At 74.0% G+C, this 16,288-nt stretch carries 14 protein-coding genes; 5 read left to right on the top strand and 9 right to left on the bottom strand.

The features are described 5' to 3' along the window. The first annotated feature begins 752 nt into the window (after positions 1-752). From nhaA to ACFV0O_RS27940, 4 genes are all read left to right on the top strand, one after another. On the top strand, positions 753-2,264 hold the full coding sequence (gene nhaA, locus ACFV0O_RS27955) for a Na+/H+ antiporter NhaA (protein ID WP_380346390.1): 1,512 nt from the start codon (positions 753-755) through the stop codon (positions 2,262-2,264). 270 nt (positions 2,265-2,534) lie between these two features. Continuing rightward, positions 2,535-3,011 (top strand): phage holin family protein, encoded by a 477-nt coding sequence (locus ACFV0O_RS27950; protein ID WP_360253566.1) that lies wholly within the window; start codon positions 2,535-2,537, stop codon positions 3,009-3,011. Positions 3,012-3,333: 322 nt separating this feature from the next. Then, positions 3,334-4,371, top strand: coding sequence for an alpha/beta fold hydrolase (locus ACFV0O_RS27945; protein ID WP_380346388.1), 1,038 nt, complete (start codon positions 3,334-3,336; stop codon positions 4,369-4,371). A 154-nt stretch (positions 4,372-4,525) separates the two neighbouring features. Then, a complete protein-coding gene (locus ACFV0O_RS27940; RefSeq protein WP_380346386.1) occupies positions 4,526-4,735 on the top strand; it encodes a hypothetical protein in 210 nt (69 codons plus the stop codon). 74 nt (positions 4,736-4,809) lie between these two features. Here the strand turns inward: ACFV0O_RS27940 and ACFV0O_RS27935 are convergent, their stop codons facing one another. From ACFV0O_RS27935 to nth, 4 genes are all read right to left on the bottom strand, one after another. After that, on the bottom strand, positions 4,810-5,508 hold the full coding sequence (locus ACFV0O_RS27935; protein WP_380346384.1) for a metal-dependent hydrolase: 699 nt from the start codon (positions 5,506-5,508) through the stop codon (positions 4,810-4,812). Positions 5,509-5,722: 214 nt separating this feature from the next. After that, on the bottom strand, positions 5,723-6,907 hold the full coding sequence (locus ACFV0O_RS27930; RefSeq protein WP_380346382.1) for a MarP family serine protease: 1,185 nt from the start codon (positions 6,905-6,907) through the stop codon (positions 5,723-5,725). Positions 6,908-6,953: 46 nt separating this feature from the next. Next, positions 6,954-7,688 carry an NUDIX hydrolase gene (locus tag ACFV0O_RS27925; protein WP_380346380.1) on the bottom strand — a complete coding sequence of 245 codons (735 nt, stop codon included), beginning with the start codon at positions 7,686-7,688 and terminating at the stop codon, positions 6,954-6,956. Then, positions 7,685-8,470, bottom strand: coding sequence for an endonuclease III (gene nth, locus ACFV0O_RS27920; protein WP_380346392.1), 786 nt, complete (start codon positions 8,468-8,470; stop codon positions 7,685-7,687). The genes ACFV0O_RS27925 and nth overlap by 4 nt, the downstream gene beginning before the upstream one ends. A gap of 227 nt (positions 8,471-8,697) precedes the next feature. Between nth and ACFV0O_RS27915 the strand changes: the two genes are divergently transcribed. Beyond that, positions 8,698-9,324 carry a DNA-binding response regulator gene (locus ACFV0O_RS27915; RefSeq protein ID WP_380346378.1) on the top strand — a complete coding sequence of 209 codons (627 nt, stop codon included), beginning with the start codon at positions 8,698-8,700 and terminating at the stop codon, positions 9,322-9,324. A gap of 28 nt (positions 9,325-9,352) precedes the next feature. Here the strand turns inward: ACFV0O_RS27915 and ACFV0O_RS27910 are convergent, their stop codons facing one another. The 5 genes from ACFV0O_RS27910 to lanKC all read right to left on the bottom strand — a co-directional run bounded on the left by ACFV0O_RS27910 (position 9,353) and on the right by lanKC (position 16,143). Next, positions 9,353-11,083: an ATP-binding cassette domain-containing protein gene (locus ACFV0O_RS27910; protein WP_380346376.1), complete on the bottom strand. Its 1,731-nt coding sequence runs from the start codon at positions 11,081-11,083 to the stop codon at positions 9,353-9,355. Further along, positions 11,080-12,924: an ABC transporter ATP-binding protein gene (locus tag ACFV0O_RS27905; protein ID WP_380346374.1), complete on the bottom strand. Its 1,845-nt coding sequence runs from the start codon at positions 12,922-12,924 to the stop codon at positions 11,080-11,082. Before ACFV0O_RS27905 ends, ACFV0O_RS27910 begins: the two co-directional genes overlap by 4 nt. Positions 12,925-13,073: 149 nt before the next feature. Next, complete coding sequence (locus ACFV0O_RS27900) at positions 13,074-13,187, bottom strand: SapB/AmfS family lanthipeptide (protein ID WP_360253584.1); 114 nt, start codon at positions 13,185-13,187, stop codon at positions 13,074-13,076. Between the two features lie 79 nt (positions 13,188-13,266). Further along, positions 13,267-13,383, bottom strand: coding sequence for a SapB/AmfS family lanthipeptide (locus tag ACFV0O_RS27895; protein WP_189913033.1), 117 nt, complete (start codon positions 13,381-13,383; stop codon positions 13,267-13,269). Between the two features lie 141 nt (positions 13,384-13,524). Then, positions 13,525-16,143: a class III lanthionine synthetase LanKC gene (gene lanKC, locus ACFV0O_RS27890; RefSeq protein WP_380346371.1), complete on the bottom strand. Its 2,619-nt coding sequence runs from the start codon at positions 16,141-16,143 to the stop codon at positions 13,525-13,527. Positions 16,144-16,288 lie beyond the last annotated feature (145 nt).

Here is a 16,288-nt window from a genome sequence, read left to right as displayed (position 1 = left end):
TTTTTTTATTTTTTTTTTGGTATTATGTTTTTTTTTTTGGTTTGGTGGGTTGTTTTTTTTTTATATGCCCCGGCCGGGCGATACCGGCGCTAACTTACCGGGGGGGGGGGCCGGGGGCTTTGTTCCCGGCGGGGGCCACAGCCGTGCTCGGCCGCACCCAGGACCGCGGAGGCGCCCCGGGACAGGGCCCCGCCCGGGCAACGGACCGCGCTCCGCCCGCACCGCCCGCCCCACCGGGGTCTGCGCGCGGTGCCCACCGGGCCGAACGGCCCGAAGCCGAGAGCGGGGCCGCCCACCGGCGAGCGCGGCGGTCCATCGAAGAACGGGGCAGGCCACCGGCGCGCGGGGCAGGCCCGAGGTGCGGCCGGCCGGGTGGAGCGGGTGATCGGCCGCTCGCACGGGCCCGGGAGCGGGTGCGCCGGGAGGTGGCCGTCGACCGGGGCGCACCGTACGTCGCCTGCGGGCGAGGGCGGGAACGGGAACGGGAACGGGAACGGGTTCACCCGAACACCTGCGGCCGGGGCCGTTCGGGCGCCCGGCCGTTGCTCGTCCGGAGTGCGAAACCGCCCCGCAGGGCTTAAGTCCTTTAACAAGACAATCCGGATGTCACCCGAACGTCCCGTTAGACTGCTAAGGACGCGTCAAGACCCCCTGTCGGGGATCCGGGCGTCACAGGGCGCGCCGGGAAGTCTGGTCGGCAACTGCACCACCCGTGTATCCGTTGCCGCTCCCAGCCCCTCAGGAGGTCCCCCGTGACCGACCAGCCGCCCGTCCACGAGCCGACGACCCGCCGCCGGCAGTTCCTCGGCCGGCTGCCACTGCCCGAGCGCGCCTTCATCACCGACGCCCTGCGCACCGAGACGGTCGGCGGCGTGCTGCTGCTGGGCGCCGCCGTCATCGCGCTGATCTGGGCCAACGTCTGGCCGCAGGCGTACGAGAGCGTGCTCGACTACACCGTCGGCCCCTCCGCCCCGCTCCACCTCGACCTCTCCCTGGCCACCTGGGCCCAGGACGGGCTGCTGACGATCTTCTTCTTCGTCGCCGGGATCGAGCTCAAACGCGAGTTCGTCGCGGGCGAGCTGCGCACGCCGAGCGCCGCGCTGCTGCCCGTGATCGCCGCCGTCTGCGGGGTCGCGCTGCCCGCGATCGTGTTCGCCGTGGTGAACTCCGGCAGCGGCGGGCACCCCGGCGGCTGGGCGATCCCGACCGCCACCGACATCGCCTTCGCCCTCGGCGTGCTGGCCGTGGTCGGCAGCCACCTGCCCTCGCCGCTGCGTGCCTTCCTGCTCACCCTGGCCGTGGTCGACGACCTGATCGCGATCCTGATCATCGCGGTCTTCTACAGCTCCGGCATCAAGTTCTGGGCGCTCGGGCTGGCCTTCGCCGGGCTGGTGCTGTTCTGGTTCCTGCACCGGCGCGGGGTGCACGGCTGGTACCTGTTCGTGCCGCTGGCGCTGGTCACCTGGGCGCTGATGCACGAGAGCGGCATCCACGCCACGGTGGCGGGCGTCGCGATGGGCCTGATGCTGCGCTGCCACCGGGAGGGCGACGAGCAGCACTCCCCCGGCGAGCACATCGAGCACCTGGTCCGCCCGCTCTCCGCCGGACTGGCCGTCCCCCTGTTCGCCCTGTTCTCGGCCGGGGTGACGATCTCCGGCCCGGCGCTGCGCGAGGTGTTCACCCAGGCCACCCCGATCGGCATCGTGGCCGGCCTGCTGATCGGCAAGTCGGTGGGCATATTCGGCGGCACCTGGCTGGCCGCCCGGTTCACCCGGGCCGAGCTGAACCCGCAGCTCAAGTGGGCCGACATGGTCGCCGTCTCGGTGCTCGCGGGCATCGGCTTCACCGTCTCGCTGCTCATCAGCGAGCTGGCCTTCCCGGACGACCCGGAACTCGCGGACCTGTCCAAGACGGCCGTCCTGGTCGGCTCGCTGCTCTGCGCGGTGCTCGCCACCGTGCTGCTGAAGCTGCGCAACCGGCACTACCGCGCGCTGTGCGAGGAGGAGGACCGGGACCTGGACGGGGACAGCGTCCCGGACGTCTACCAGGAGGACGACCCGGCGTGGCGGGCGCGGGTCTCGGAGCGGGCCCGGGCCTCCGAGGCGACCCGGCCGCTGCCCGGCGGCGGCCCCGAGGACTCCGGCGCCTCCGGCACCACCGACGCCTCCGGCACCACCGACGCCTCCGGCACTACTGGCACCACCGGGAACCGGAAGGCCACCGGGGACCCCGGGAGTCCCGACACCTCCGGGACGGACCGCTGACGGTCCCTCCGGAAGCTCCGCACACCCGCCCCGGCCGCCTCCCGGAAGCCCCGACCGGGAGGCGGCCGGTGGGCCCGCCGACGACCGCGCGCAGGCCTTCCCCGGCCGGGACACGTCCCTCCGGCGGGGCCCCGGAGTGGTGTCCGACTGACCGGTAGGGGCATGATTCTGAGCTGTCGACAATCCACTGACGCCTCCGGACCCCCCACCGGCCCCGGAACCGCGGACCCGCGGGGCGTCACGCCGTACAGCCGCAGAGGAGAACCGCTGATGCCCGCAGGAACCGCAGACCCGTCCAGCAACGGCCGGGCGCCCTACGAGGGCGAGCGTTCAGTGGGGCAGCTGTTCGCGGCGGCCACCGCCGATCTGTCCGCGCTGGTCCACGACGAGATCGCACTCGCCAAGGCCGAGATCCGGGCGGACGTCAAGCGCGGCGTCTCGGGCGGTGTCTCGCTGGCGGTCGCCGGTGTGGTGGCGCTGTTCTCGATCCCGATGCTGAGCGCCGCCGCGGCCTACGGCATCCACGCGCTGGGCCTGTCGCTGGGCTGGTCCTTCCTCATCGTGGCCGGCGCCTACCTGCTGCTCGCGGTCCTGCTCGGGGTGCTGGCGTACCGCTCGTTCAAGAAGATCGAGCCGCCGCACCGCACCATCGAGGGTGCCCAGAAGACCGCCGACGTGCTGAAGAACGCCCGGCCGCGCCCGGCCACCAAGGAGGAGATCGACCGGGCCCTGGGCCGCATCCCGTAAGCGGTCGCCTCCGGGTGAGGGCGGTCCCGCCGCCGCGACGGCCTGCCGACGGCCCTGCCCACGGCCCTGGCGGCGGCCCCGGCAGCCCCACCGGCAGCCCCACCGGCGGCACTGACGGCGGGCACTGACGGCGGGCACTGACACACAGCCGTCGTCGAGCTGACGGGCGGCCCCGACGACGGACCGTCAACGGGTCCCGTCAACGGAGCCCGCCGGCGGTACCGGGAGCGGACGGCTCCGGTCAGCCGCCGTGGCCCGGGCGGACCCGCCGACAGTGAGTGCCGGGCACGTGTCCGGCACGCGGATGTGACACGCTCTCGGTATGCCGCTTGACCAGAAGCCCGTGCCCGCGCAGCCGTCCGCCGATTCCGGCCCCGACTCCGGCCCCGGGCTCGTCCCCGGGGGCTCCGGCCCGGTCCCCGGGCGGGGGCCCGGCGAGGCGACCGCCGGGGCCGCCGCGACCTGGAGCATCCGGCAGTCCGGCCCGTGGACGCACCGCGACCTCGCGGCCAACGGCGCCCGCTTCCACATCGCCGAGCTGGGCTCGGGGCCGCTGGTGCTGCTGGTGCACGGCTGGCCCGAGTACTGGTGGGCCTGGCGCCACCAGCTGACCGCGCTCGCCGAGGCCGGCTACCGGGCGGTGGCGCTCGACCTGCGGGGCATCGGCGGCAGCGACCGCACCCCGCGCGGGTACGACCCCGGCAACCTCGCCCTGGACATCACCGGGGTGATCCGCTCGCTCGGCGAGCGCCGGGCCCACCTGGTGGGGCACGCCTCCGGCGGCACCCTGGCCTGGGTGGCTGCGGTGATGCGCCCGTCCGTCATCCAGAGCCTGACCGTGGTCTCCGCGGCGCACCCGAGGGACCTGCGCCGGGCGCTGCTGACCGACCGCCGCCAGTTCGCCGCCTTCGAGCACGTGCTGGGCTTCCAGCGGCCGTGGATACCGGAGCGCCGCCTGGTGGCCGACGACGCCGAGCTGGTCGGCCGCTACCTGGAAGCCTGGACCGGCCCGAACGGCCTGGACGAGGCCGCGGTGCACGCGTACCGGCAGGCGATCCAGATCCCGAGCACCGCGCACTGCTCGATCGAGCCCTACCGCTGGCTGCTGCGGTCGCTGGCGCGGCCGGACGGCATCCAGTTCGCACGACGGATGAAGAAGCCGATCACCGCGCCGACCCTGCACGTCCAGGGCGCGGCCGACCCGGTACTGCTCTCGCACACGGCGCTCGGCGGCGGCGAGTACGTGGCGGCGCCGTACCGCTGGCGGCTGCTGCCGGGGGTCGGGCACTTCCCGCACGAGGAGGCGCCGGAGGAGTTCACCGCCGAGTTGCTGGACTGGGTCGGGCGCCACAAGGAGTGACCTCGGGCGAGGCACCCGGGGCCGGACGTGTCATGTCACGGAAGGGCCTTCGGACCCAACTCCCGTGATGTTTCGCTCATATGACAACCGCATAGGCCAATTTCGGCACACCCCGGGCGATTACCTCCACCGGCCCAGGGGCATCCATTCCGGTATGAGTTGGATGCCCGATCGCGGCGCCGCCCCGCGCGGCCGACGCCAGAACAGCCCGCAGCGTTCCGCCCACCGCCCCGACCGGGCGGACGACCTCGGCTTCGACGGCCTCGACGGCAGTCACCGCGCGGACCCGCGGCAGCTCGGTATCCCGCGCATCCTCGGCCGACGCGCCCGCTGGGTGGGCGCACGACTGCGGCGCGAGACCTGAGGCCTCGCGCCGCGTGGGGCCGGTGACACCCGGCGACCGGGCGGGCCGTCGAACGGCCGCCCGGAACGCACCGCTCAGTTCGTGATCGGCGACACCGCGGTGAACCAGAGCAGGACGAAGGTCGCCACCGACATGATCGGCACCAGCACCTTGGTCTCGACGTCGTTGCCGCTGCGCTTGATCAGCACGACCTCGTAGCGCTCCTTGTGCGGCCAGAGCAGCGGCGCGCCCTTCTTGGTCAGGCAGTCGCCCAGCAGGTGCGCCAGCGTGCCCAGCGCCACCGCGTACGGCAGCCAGCCGGGCGAGTTGGGCATCCAGGTGTTCATCCCGAAGGTGCCCAGCGCGGACAGCCCGATGACGGTGATCCAGGCCTGCGGACCGTCGCCCGGCGGGCAGAGTCGCAGCGCCCTGATCGCCAGTGCCAGCAGGAAGAAGGTCAGCCCGAGCGTGAAGTTGCGGCCCAGGAAGGTCACGCCGGCCCAGGTGCCGGCGCCCATCAGCCCGACGAACAGCAGCGAGTGGGTGGCGTGCCGGTGACCGCCGGAGGCCCAGGCCACGAAGCGGCAGAGTGCCTTGGAGACCGGGCCGAGGAAGTTGGCGATCGAGCCGTCGTGGTGGTCGAGGTCCGGCAGCAGGGCCGCACCCGCGCACAGCACCGTGCCCATCAGTATGTCCGCCGGCTGCAGCGTGGTGTGCAGCAGCAGCGGGGGCAGGAAGGGGGCCGACGCCGCGTACAGCATCGCCCCGCTCACCGCGTGCGAATGACCCATCATCGGACTGCCACGACCTCCCGTCGGGCCCACTCCGGGACGGCGCCCGGTTGAGCCGAACGGGTGAGCGCGGCCGAGGCTATCAGGGCGGGCTGACGGTACGACGGATATCGGACGCCGCAGCCCGGCGCGTCCCGGGCGGGGCCTCCCCGGACAGACTGCCCTCGGAGAGGCCGCCCCTGCGGGGCCCCGCCCGGGACGGCCCGGGACGGCCCGGTCAGAGCGCGCAGCCCTGGGTGTCCACCCGGGCGGTCGCGGTGCCGCCCTGCTGGGCGTCCTCGCGCACCTCGGCCGCGGTCAGCACGTAGCCGGTGTCGGCGCTGTCCAGGGACTTGGCGAACACCACGCCGTACACCTGGCCGTCCGGGGTGAGCAGCGGCCCGCCGCTGTTGCCCTGGCGGACCACCGAGCGCACCGAGTAGACGTCGCGCACCACCGGGCCGCGGTGGTAGATGTCCGGGCCGTTGGCCTGGATCCGGCCGCGGATGCGGGCCGGCTGGACGTTGAAGGCGCCGTTCTCCGGGAAGCCGGCCACGATCGCGCTGTCGTTGGTCTTCGCCTCGCCCGCGAAGGTCAGCGCGGGCGCGTTCAGCTTGGGCACGTCCAGGACCGCGATGTCGCGCTGCCAGTCGTAGCGGACCACCGTCGCGTCGTACAGCTGGCCGACGCCGCCGATCTGCACGGTCGGCTCGCTGACCCCGCCCACCACGTGCGCGTTGGTCATCACCCGGTGCGGGGCGAAGACGAAGCCGCTGCCCTCCAGGGTCTTGCCGCAGGACGTCGCCGTGCCGACCACCTTGACCAGGCTCTGCTTGGCCCGCGCCACCGCCGGGCTGGCGGCCAGCGCCGGGTCCGGGGTGTCGACCTGGGTGATCGGCTCGTGCTCGAAGGGGTTGAAGACCTGCGGGAAGCCGTTGCGGGCGAGCACCTTGGAGAAGTCCGAGAACCAGTTCGGCGCGTCCGAGGGCAGCGCGTTCTGCACCCCGCCGAGGATCGCCGAGGAACGGACCTGCTTGGAGACCGTCGGCAGCGAGGCCCCGGCCAGCGCCGAGCCGATCAGCCAGGCCACCAGCAGCATCGAGACCACGTTCACCACCGCGCCACCGGCCGCGTCCAGCACCCGGGCCGGCCGGCGGTCGATGTGGCCGCGCAGCTTCCAGCCGAAGTGCGCGGTGACCGCCTGGCCGATCGCGGCGAAGACGATCACCACCACGACGGCCACCACCGAGGCCGTGGTGCCGGGGCTGAGGTGGTCGAGCAGCAGCGGCAGCAGCTCGACCGCCAGCAGACCGCCGCCGAGGAAGCCGACCAGCGACAGGACACCGACCACGAAGCCCTGCCGGTAGCCCGACACGGCGAATCCCACGGCAGCGGCGATCAGCAGCACATCCAGCACGTTCACTCCGACACCCTCCCACGGTCCGGTGGCCGGTCGCGCCGGCGGTCGGTCACGAGGCTCCGGCGTCGCCGCCCGGCAGCGCGCGGGAGTGTTCGAGGTCGCCCTGGACCAGGGCCAGCGCGTCGTCCGAGAGGTCGACGATCCGGGACGGGTCCCAGGGCAGCTCCAGTCCGCTGTGGTGCAGCACCCGGTCGATCACCCCGGCGGTGAAGCCCCACACCAGCCGGCCGGCGACCGCGAAGGCCGGGCCGACGTGACCGGAGGGGTGCCGCAGCCGCACCCGGTTCGCCGGGTCCGCCAGGTCGGCGATCGACACCCGGAACACCGCGCCGGTCTCGCCCCGGTCCACCGGACGCACCGGCGACTCCTCGCGCCACCAGCCGAGCACCGGGGTCACCACGAAGCTGCTCACCGGGATGTACAGCCGCGGCAGTGCCGCGAACACCTGCACCCCGGCCGGGTCCAGGCCGGTCTCCTCCCAGGCCTCGCGCAGCGCCGCCGCGATCGGGCCCGGGCCCTCCGGGTCCCCGTCCTCCGGATCGAGCGCGCCGCCCGGGAAGGACGGCTGGCCGGCGTGCGAGCGCAGCGACCGGGCTCGCTCGATCAGCAGCACGTCCGGCCCCTCCGGGCCCTCGCCGAACAGCATCAGCACGGCCGCCGCCCGGCCGCCCTCGACCGGCGGCAGGAAGCGGCTCAGCTGCTCCGGCAGCACCCGCTCGGCCGCCTCCCGGACCGGCTCCAGCCAGGCCGGCAGGTCGTCCCGCTCGATCCCGCGCGTGATCATCCGGCCACCGCCAGATCCGCGACCCGACCGTCGTGGCCGGCCGCGTCGGCCCGGGCGGCCGCCTCGCCGGGGAAGTCCGCCGGGGGCCTCAGCCGTTGCCCCGGCTGTCCGCCCATCTCGTACTTGAGCAGCGCGCGTGCCTTCTCCGGGTCGGTCTCCCCCTCGCCGTACGCGGGGCACAGCGGCGCGACCGGGCAGGCACCGCAGGCGGGCTTCCGGGCGTGGCAGATCCGGCGGCCGTGGAAGACCACGCGGTGCGAGAGCATCGTCCACTCCGACTTCGGGAAGATCTCGGCGACGACCGCCTCGACCTTCACCGGGTCCTCCTCGGCGGTCCAGCCGAACCGCCGGGCCAGCCGGCCGAAGTGGGTGTCCACGGTGATCCCCGGGACCCCGAAGGCGTTGCCCAGCACGACGTTGGCGGTCTTGCGGCCGACGCCCGGCAGGGTCACCAGGTCGGCCAGGCGGCCCGGCACCTCGCCACCGAACTCGTCCCGCAGCGCGATCGAGAGGCCGATCAGCGACTTCGCCTTGTTCCGGAAGAAGCCGGTCGGCCGGATGAGCTCCTCCAGCTCCTCCGGGTTCGCCGCCGCCATGTCCTCCGGCGTCGGGTACTTCGCGAACAGCGCGGGGGTGGTCTGGTTCACCCGCAGGTCGGTGGTCTGCGCCGACAGCACGGTGGCCACCAGCAGTTGGAAGGGGTTCTCGAAGTCCAGCTCCGGGTGCGCGTACGGGTACAGCTCAGCCAACTCGCGGTTGATCCGCCGGGCCCGCCGCACCATCGCCAGGTGCGACTCGGGCTTCCTCGGCTTCACGGCGGGCTTCTTCGCCGCCTTCTTCACCGCCGGCTCGGCCTTCGGCGTCGCGTTCCGGACCTTGCTCTCTGCCATGCACGAAGGCTACGCCGACCGGCGGGCGGGGCGGGCGTGATCAAGCGGAAGCGGGCTTGGCCAGGGCGTGTTGTCTAATGAAGTCTTCGCGTGGCGGTTACCTGACAGGGGGCGGGCTGATGATCAGGGTCCTGTTGGCCGAGGACATGAGCATGGTGCGCAGCGCGTTGATGGCGCTCCTCGCCTACGAGGACGACCTGGAGGTCGTCGCCGACGTGGACCGCGGGGACCTGGTGCTGCCGACCGCGCTGGAGGTGCGGCCGGACGTCGCGGTGCTGGACATCGACATGCCCGGGCTGGACGGACTGCAGGCGGCCGCCGAACTGCACGAGAAGCTCCCGGAGTGCGGGACGCTGGTACTCACCGGGCTGGCCCGGCCCGCCTACCTGCGCAGTGCGCTCTCCGCCCACGTGCTGGGCTTCCTCGGCAAGGACGCCCCGGCCGAGGAACTGGCCGCGGCGATCAGGAAGGTGGCCGCCGGCGAGCGGGCCGTCGACCCGGAACTGGCCCTGGCCGCGCTGGGTGCGCGCGAGAACCCGCTGACGCCCAGGGAACTGGACACCCTGCGGCTCGCCGCGCAGGGGGCCTCCGTCACCGAGATCGCCGCCCGGCTCTTCATCTCGCCCGGCACCGCCCGCAACCACCTGGCCGCCGCGGTGTCCAAGACCGGGGGGCGCAGCCGGGTGGACGCGATCCGGATCGCCGAGGAGATGGGCTGGCTGTCGGTCGGGCCCCGGCTCGGCTGACGCCCCGGGCGGGCCTGCGGCCGCCCGTTCAGCGGGCTCCCGCCGGGCGCCGCCAGTGGCCGGTGAGGTCGCGGTAGAGGGCGGAGCTCGTCAGCAGTTCCTCGTGGCTGCCAGCGACGGCGTCGGTGCCGTCCATGACCAGGACCCGGTCGGCCCGCAGCGCCGAGCTCATCCGGTGGGCGATGACCAGCAGGGACCCCCGGCGGCGGGCGAACGCCTCCTCGGCCCGGGCCTCCGCGACCGGGTCCAGGTGGCAGGTCGCCTCGTCCAGGACGACCAGGTCGGCCGGGGACAGGTAGGCGCGGGCCAGCGCGATCTGCTGGCGCTCGCCGGCCGAGAGCGCGTCCGGCGCGATCTGCGCCCCGTGGCCACCGAGGCGTTCGACCAGTCCTTCCAGCCCGATGGCGGCCACCGCCCGGTCCACGTCCCCGGGCCCGGCGTCGGGGGCGAGGTACCGCAGGTTCTCGTCCAGGGTGCCGGTGAAGACGTACGCCTCCTGGGGGATCAGGACGCGGTGGCGGGCGAGTTCGGCGGGGTCGGCGGGCAGCGGGCGCCCGCCGAGGCGCACCTCGCCGCCGGTCGGCCGGAGCAGTCCGGCGATCAGACCGGCCAGGGTCGACTTCCCGATCCCGCTCGGCCCGACCACCACCAGGTGCTCCCCCGGACCGATCGTCAGGTCGAGGTCGCGGACCACCGGCTCGGCACCGGGACCGTAGGCGAAACCGACCTTGCTCAGCTCGACGCCGTACGGGCCGTGCGTGCGCCCCGCGGGCCCGGGCGCCGGGGCGGCGGGCTCGGGCGGGGTGGACTCCAGGATGCGCCGCAGGGTGACGGCCAGCCGTACGCCGCTGCCGCCCAGGCCCTGGACCAGGGTCTGCAGGGCGGGCTGGAGCCCCTGCGTGATGTAGGTGACGGAGCCGAGCAGCCCGCCGGCCGTCACACCGTGGCCGGTCAGCCAGGAGGCCGTGGACAGCAGCAGGACCAGCGGGAGCCAGCCGCCGACGGCCAGCACCAGGGTCCGGTCAGCGGTCAGGCGGGCGACCCGCCGCGCCGCCAGCGCCTGCCGCTCGACCGCCGTCGAGAGCCGGTCACCGGTCCACCGCTCGGCACCGGCCGCGGTCACGTCGCGCAGGCCGCCGATCACGGCGCCCGCCTCGGCGGCGAGGCGCTCGTCGGCGAGCAGCAGCTCCCGCTGGGCGTCGGTGGTGCTGCGGAGCATCAGTGCCAGCAGGCCGGCGGCGGCCAGCAGCGGCGGCAGCACCACGACCAGGACCAGCGGCTCCAGGAAGCACATGCCCAGCAGGGCGCCGCCGACGCTGAAGACGAACCGGCGGACGACCATGGTGATCCCGGCGTACGCCTCGCGGACGATCTCCACCTGCTGGGTCAGCCGGGCAACGCCCGCGGTGTCGGGGCGGCCGGGGGCCGTCCGCGCCGCGTGCAGTCCGCCGGTGACCACCCGGCGGACCAGGTCGTCCCGCAGCGGTTCGACCAGGGCCGCCAGCCGCGGGTAGACCTGGCGGGTCGCCCAGGCGCCGACGAAGACGGCGACACCGAGCAGGGCCAGGTAGGCCATGCCGACCCCGGGGCGGCCGGCGCCGAAGCCGGAGTCCACCGCCCCGGCCACCAGGCGGCCGGCGGCGAACCCGGGCAGTGCCTCGACCGCCGACCACAGCGCCAGCCGGACGACCACCCGCGGACTGCGGCGCAGCGGGGCGAGGAGTTCGGTCCGGAGGGAGACCTCGGGTGCCCGGTTCACCTGCTCACCTCGGCGGGGCTGGGGCGGGCCGCGTCGAGCCCGGCGCCGTCGGCGGGGCGGTCCTCGCCGGCGGGGCGGTCCGCACCGGCCGGGAGGTCCTCGCCGGTGGGCGGATCGGGCCGGAAGACGGCCCGGTACTCGGGCAGGGCCCAGAGCTCGTCGTGCGGGCCGATCCGCCGGATGCCGCCGCCGTCCAGCCAGGCCACCAGATCGCAGCGGGCCGCGGTGGAGGCCCGGTGGGCGACGATCAGGCGGGTACGGCCGGCCAGTTCGGTGGTGAGCGCGGTGCTGACCTCGAACTCGGTCACGGTGTCCAGGCTGGAGGTCGCGTCGTCGAGCACCAGGACCCGGCCCCGGTGCGCGAACGCCCTTGCCAGACCGATCCGTTGGGCCTCACCACCGGACATCGGCAGGTCCCGCAGGTCGGTGCGGTAGCCGTCCGGCAGGCGCTCCACGAAGGCGTCGATGCAGGCCGCCGCGGCGGCCCGGGAGAGCCTCGGCCGGTCCGCCTCCGCCACGTCGTCGAGGGCGATGGCCTCGCCGACCGTGCGGCCCAGCAGGGCCGGGCGCTCGAAGGCGTACCCGATCGCGCCGCGCAGTTCCTCGCGCGACAGCTCGGGCAGCGGCACCCCGTCGAGCAGGGCGGTCCCGCCGTGCGGGTCCGTCAGCCTGCCCGCCACCGCGGCGAGCAGGGACTTGCCGGTGCCGGAGCGGCCCACGATCGCGAGCGAGGTCCCGCCCGGCACCGTGAGGTCGACGCCGTCCAGCAGGGTCCGTCCGTCCACCCGGACGGTGACCCCGCGCAGTTCGAGCCGGCCGGGGCCGGACGGGAGCGCCCGGACGCCGTACACCGTGGCGGGCTCCGCGAGCACCTCCCGGATGCGTCCGCCGCCGGCCCTGGCGCGGGCGAGCCGGCCGAGGAACATCGCGGTCATGCCGAGGCCGGTGCCCAGGGCGGCGTACCGGGAGGCGGCCAGCATCTCGCCCGGGGTGACCCGGCCGGCGGCCAGCCCGAAACCGGCCACCGACAGCACCGCGACATCCAACAGCGGTGCCAGCAGGGCGCTTTGGGAGGCCACCCTGGTCTGCGCCCGCCAGAAGCCGTGGCCCAGGCCGCTCAGTTCGGGGAGCGGGCGCAGCACGCGCTCCGCCTCCCGGTCCGTGGTGCCCGCCGCCGCGATGGTCCGCATGCCGCCCAGCGCCTCGACGAAGCCGGCCGCGATGGCGCCCTGGACCTTCTGGTAGCGGGTGATCAGGGCGGACATGTCCTGGGCGTAGGAGCGCAGGAAGTAGACCAGGGCGGGCATGCCGACCAGGAAGGTCAGGGCCAGCCAGGGGTCGATCAGCCAGAGCGCGACCACGCTGGTGAGGGTCGGCAGGACGGAGAGCGCCGCCCAGACGGCGGCCTCCGCGGCGGCGCCCGCGTCGGCGGCGCCGCCGATCAGCCGGGCGGTGAGGTCGCCGGGGTCGAAGCGGGCGGTGGCCCGGCCGCCGAGGGTGAGCAGGTGGGCCAGCTGGGCCCGGCGCAGCCAGGCCGTGCCGGCGGCGGAGCTGCGGCCCGCGGCGAGGTCGGACAGCACCTCGCAGACGATGAACACGGCGATCACCGCCGCGCAGGTGGTGATCCGCCCGTCGTCCGGCCGGCCGGACATCGCGCTGTCCACGGCGGAGCCGACCACCGCGGGCAGCAGCACCTGGGCCAGCACGCTGCCGAGGGCCGCGAGCACCAGGAGGACGGCCCAGCCGCCGCCGCGGCGCACCGCGCTCAGCAGCAGCCGGTCGGCGTCGCGGCCGATCGCCGGCTCGGTGCGGCCGGCCGCCGCCGGGGAGTCGGTCGTCACGCTGCCCCTCCGGGTCGTCGCGATGGACTGTGGGTGCCGCGGCTTCGCGCGGTCGTGCGGGTGGAGCCGTGAAGCGCGTCGGCCTCCCGGTCCTGGGCGGGATCCCACCCAGGACCGGGAGGCCTAACCGACTAGTGGTTCAGTCGGCGTCAGTTACACCACAGCCAGCTGGAGTTCGAGCAGTCGGTGCTCTTGCCGCTGTCCATCGGGGCCATCTCCTCGGCCTCGGGAAGCTCCATCGCCTGAAGGTCAAGCAGCGCCATGGTCCTGTCCTCTCTGGTGTGTCGTGCGGTGGTCAGTGAAGCCGTGCGGGGGTGTTCCGACCCGACCCGGAGGTCAGGGTCAGTTGCACCACAGCCAGCTGGAGTTCGAGCAGTCGGTGCTCTGACCGCTACCCATGGGGGCCAGCTCCTCGGCCTCGGCGGGCAGCTCCATCGTCTGCAGGTCAAGCAGTGCCATGGTTCTCTTCCTTTCCGCTGGATATCGGTTTCGCCCTGGCGGGCACCCTTCCGGGACCGGAAGGGCAGTCGGTGGGGGCGCACGGGCGGGTGCCGGTTCGGGCGGCGCGCGCCCGTGCGCCGGTCTGGCGGGCCGGCCGGGTCAGGGGGTCCGGGCCGGCCCGAGGAACGGCAGGTGGACCCGGGTGTCGCCGAGCGCCGCGCCGAGGGCGAACAGCACGCCCGCGGAGCCGGTGGCGAGGTCCATCGACAGCCGGAGCAGCTGCTCGCCGGGGTAGGCGAGGTGCCCCTGGTAGGCGAGCGCGTGCAGGGACAGCGCCCTGATCTGCGCCGCCACGTCCGGATCGTCGGCCGGCTGCGGGAGCCGGGACGTCTCGACGAGGTGCTGCATGATGCCGGCCCGGCCGTTGAACAGGCCGGACAGGACGTAGTGCTCGGACTGCGAGGAGATCCGCACGCCGTCGGCGGCGACGCGGAACTGCTCGTCCTCGCGGTGCGCCAGGTAGCGCTCCAGGACGATCCCCAGGCCCGCGCTGCCGGTCGCGAGGTAGGGCATCGAGCGCCAGCCCTCGTTGACGTGGACCGCGCCGTCGGCGCGGGTCAGGCAGCGGCGCAGGTCCTGCCGCAGGGCGGTGGCGGCCAGGTCCAGGTAGGCCCGGTCGCCGGTCCGTTCGTACATCCGGACGAACACCAGGGCCGGCCCGGCGGAGCCGCGCATCAGCCCGGCGTGCGGGTGGCGGCCGCCGCTGGTGTCGGGCACGTCCTCGGCGCCGCCGAGCTGTCCGGCGACCAGGTCGGCGGCCCGGACGGCGGCCTCGCCCAGCGAGGACTCCCCGGTGGCGTCGGCGAAGTGCGCGAGGTTGAGCGCGAGGCCGGACAGGCCGCTCTGCAGGTCGGTGCCCAGGCGCTCCCAGCCCTCGGCGAGGCAGAGCTCCAGGACCTTCAGCGCGTCGGCGCGGTGGCCGAGCCGGTCGAGCACGTGGGCCACGCCGTGCAGACCGTCGTAGAAGCCCAAGCGGGCCCGGGCGTCCTTGCGCAGGGCGCGGTCCAGCAGCCACCGCTCGTGCTCCGGGAAGCGGCCGGCACCGGTCGCGTCCAGCGCGTACAGCACTCCGGCGGCGCCGTGCGCGAGGTTGAGCCCGCCGGTGTTGAACTGCTCGATGTCACCGGGGAACAGCCGGTCGTCGCGGTCCGGGGTGGCGCTCGCCAGGATGGCGCCGGCCAGTGAGTCACGGGTGGCGGCCCAGGCGGACCGGTCCGGCGTCGGCAGGGGCAGGACGGCCGGGTCGAAGACCGTCGCGGGAGTGCCGGTGGACGGCCGCGCGGGCCGGCCGGACCCGTCCCCGTCGGCCGGGCCGAGGATGTCCCGCACCGCCGCGTCGAGGAACTCGCGCGGCACCGGGAACCGCTCGGCGATCTCGTCCGCCAGGTGCCGGGCCTTGCCGAGGCTCTGGCGGAGCATCGCGGTCAGCGGCATGAACATCGCGAGCCTGATGCAGCCCAGGGCGTACTGGTCGACGGCGAAGCCGGTCCGGTCGCGCGGCGCCGCGTAGGCGGGGTTGCCGAGCGCGGGCTTGGTCTGCGCCTCCACCGGCGCCGCGACCTCGTAGTCGATCAGCGCGACGCTGCCGTCCGGGCGGACCATGACGTTGAAGGGGTGCAGGTCGCCGAAGACGACGCCGCGTCCGTGCACCGCGTCGACCGCCTCCTCGACGGCCCGGCAGATCCCGAGCGCCCAGTCCGTGTACTCGGCGATCTCGGCCCGGTCCGTCCGGGAGCCGTTGTACGGGTAGCGCCGGCCGAAGAACTTGTTCAGCGGCTGGCCGTCGAGGAACTCCTCGACCAGGAAGTGGTGGTCGCCGACCACGAAGTAGTCGATCACCTTGGGCACGACGCTCAGCCCGGCGAGCCGTTCGAGGATGTCCCGCTCGTGCCGGAGCCGCTCGACCGCGTCCTTGCCGTCGTTGGTCAGGCCCGCGTGGGCCCGGGCCTCCTTGAGCACGATCTGCGCGCCGGTGCGGGTGTCCACGCCGGTGTAGAGTCCGCCGCCGTTGGAGAAGTGCAGCGCCTTCTCGATCCGGTACGGCAGGCCTTCGACGGTCTCCCGCTTCCGCGCCGCCAACTGCGGCGCCAGGAAGTCCGGCAGCTCCACCCACTCCGGGACGTGGAAGACCGGCTCGCGCAGGTCCGGCACCAGGGTGCCGTCGGGCGCCTCGATGGCCTGGACGAGCGCGCCCTGTTCGGAGACCATGTGCCGCTCGGTGAAGCCGCCGTACCGCACGTAGAGCGGGCCCTCGTTCCAGCGCAGGTCGCTCAGGATGTACGGGCCGGCCTCACCGCCGATGCAGGCGTCCAGCGCGTCCAGCACGGTCTTCAGCTGGGCCTCGTCACGCGGGTAGACGGTGACGAGCTTTCCGCTGGCGCCCCGGTGGGCGTACTTCATGTTCCGGGTCTGCAGGATGTGCCGGCCGGCGAGGTGCTTGAACGGGATGCGTTCGGCGTGGCAGTGGTCCGCCACCGCGTCGAGGATCAGGTCGGCGTTCTGCTGCCGGCCGGAGGTGTGGATCTTCCAGCCCTGCTTCGGCAGCGGATCCCCGCCCTCGGGGCGGAACAGCACCCAGTCGCCGTGCGGGATCCTGCTCCAGCCCTCGGGCACCGGCCGGCCGGTGAGGGCGAATTCGAGACCCTCCTCCTTCAGCCCGGCAGGCGAGTCGAAGAACGTCGGATCGGCCATGCAGTACACGTCGTAATTCTTTGACATTTCGCCACCCCCGTGACCGCTCCGAAAAACGTCGAATTGATCCGAATGACTCGGAAGGAATCGGCGGGAAATCTCGGCCGAAAACATCGGCCGTGCCGACGGAACTCCGGACGGCAGCACGGGAGAGTCGATCGACCCGGTTCCC

The organism is Kitasatospora sp. NPDC059577, from assembly GCF_042735475.1.
Lineage (GTDB): Bacteria > Actinomycetota > Actinomycetes > Streptomycetales > Streptomycetaceae > Kitasatospora.
This window is presented reverse-complemented; position numbering and strand designations above follow the sequence as displayed.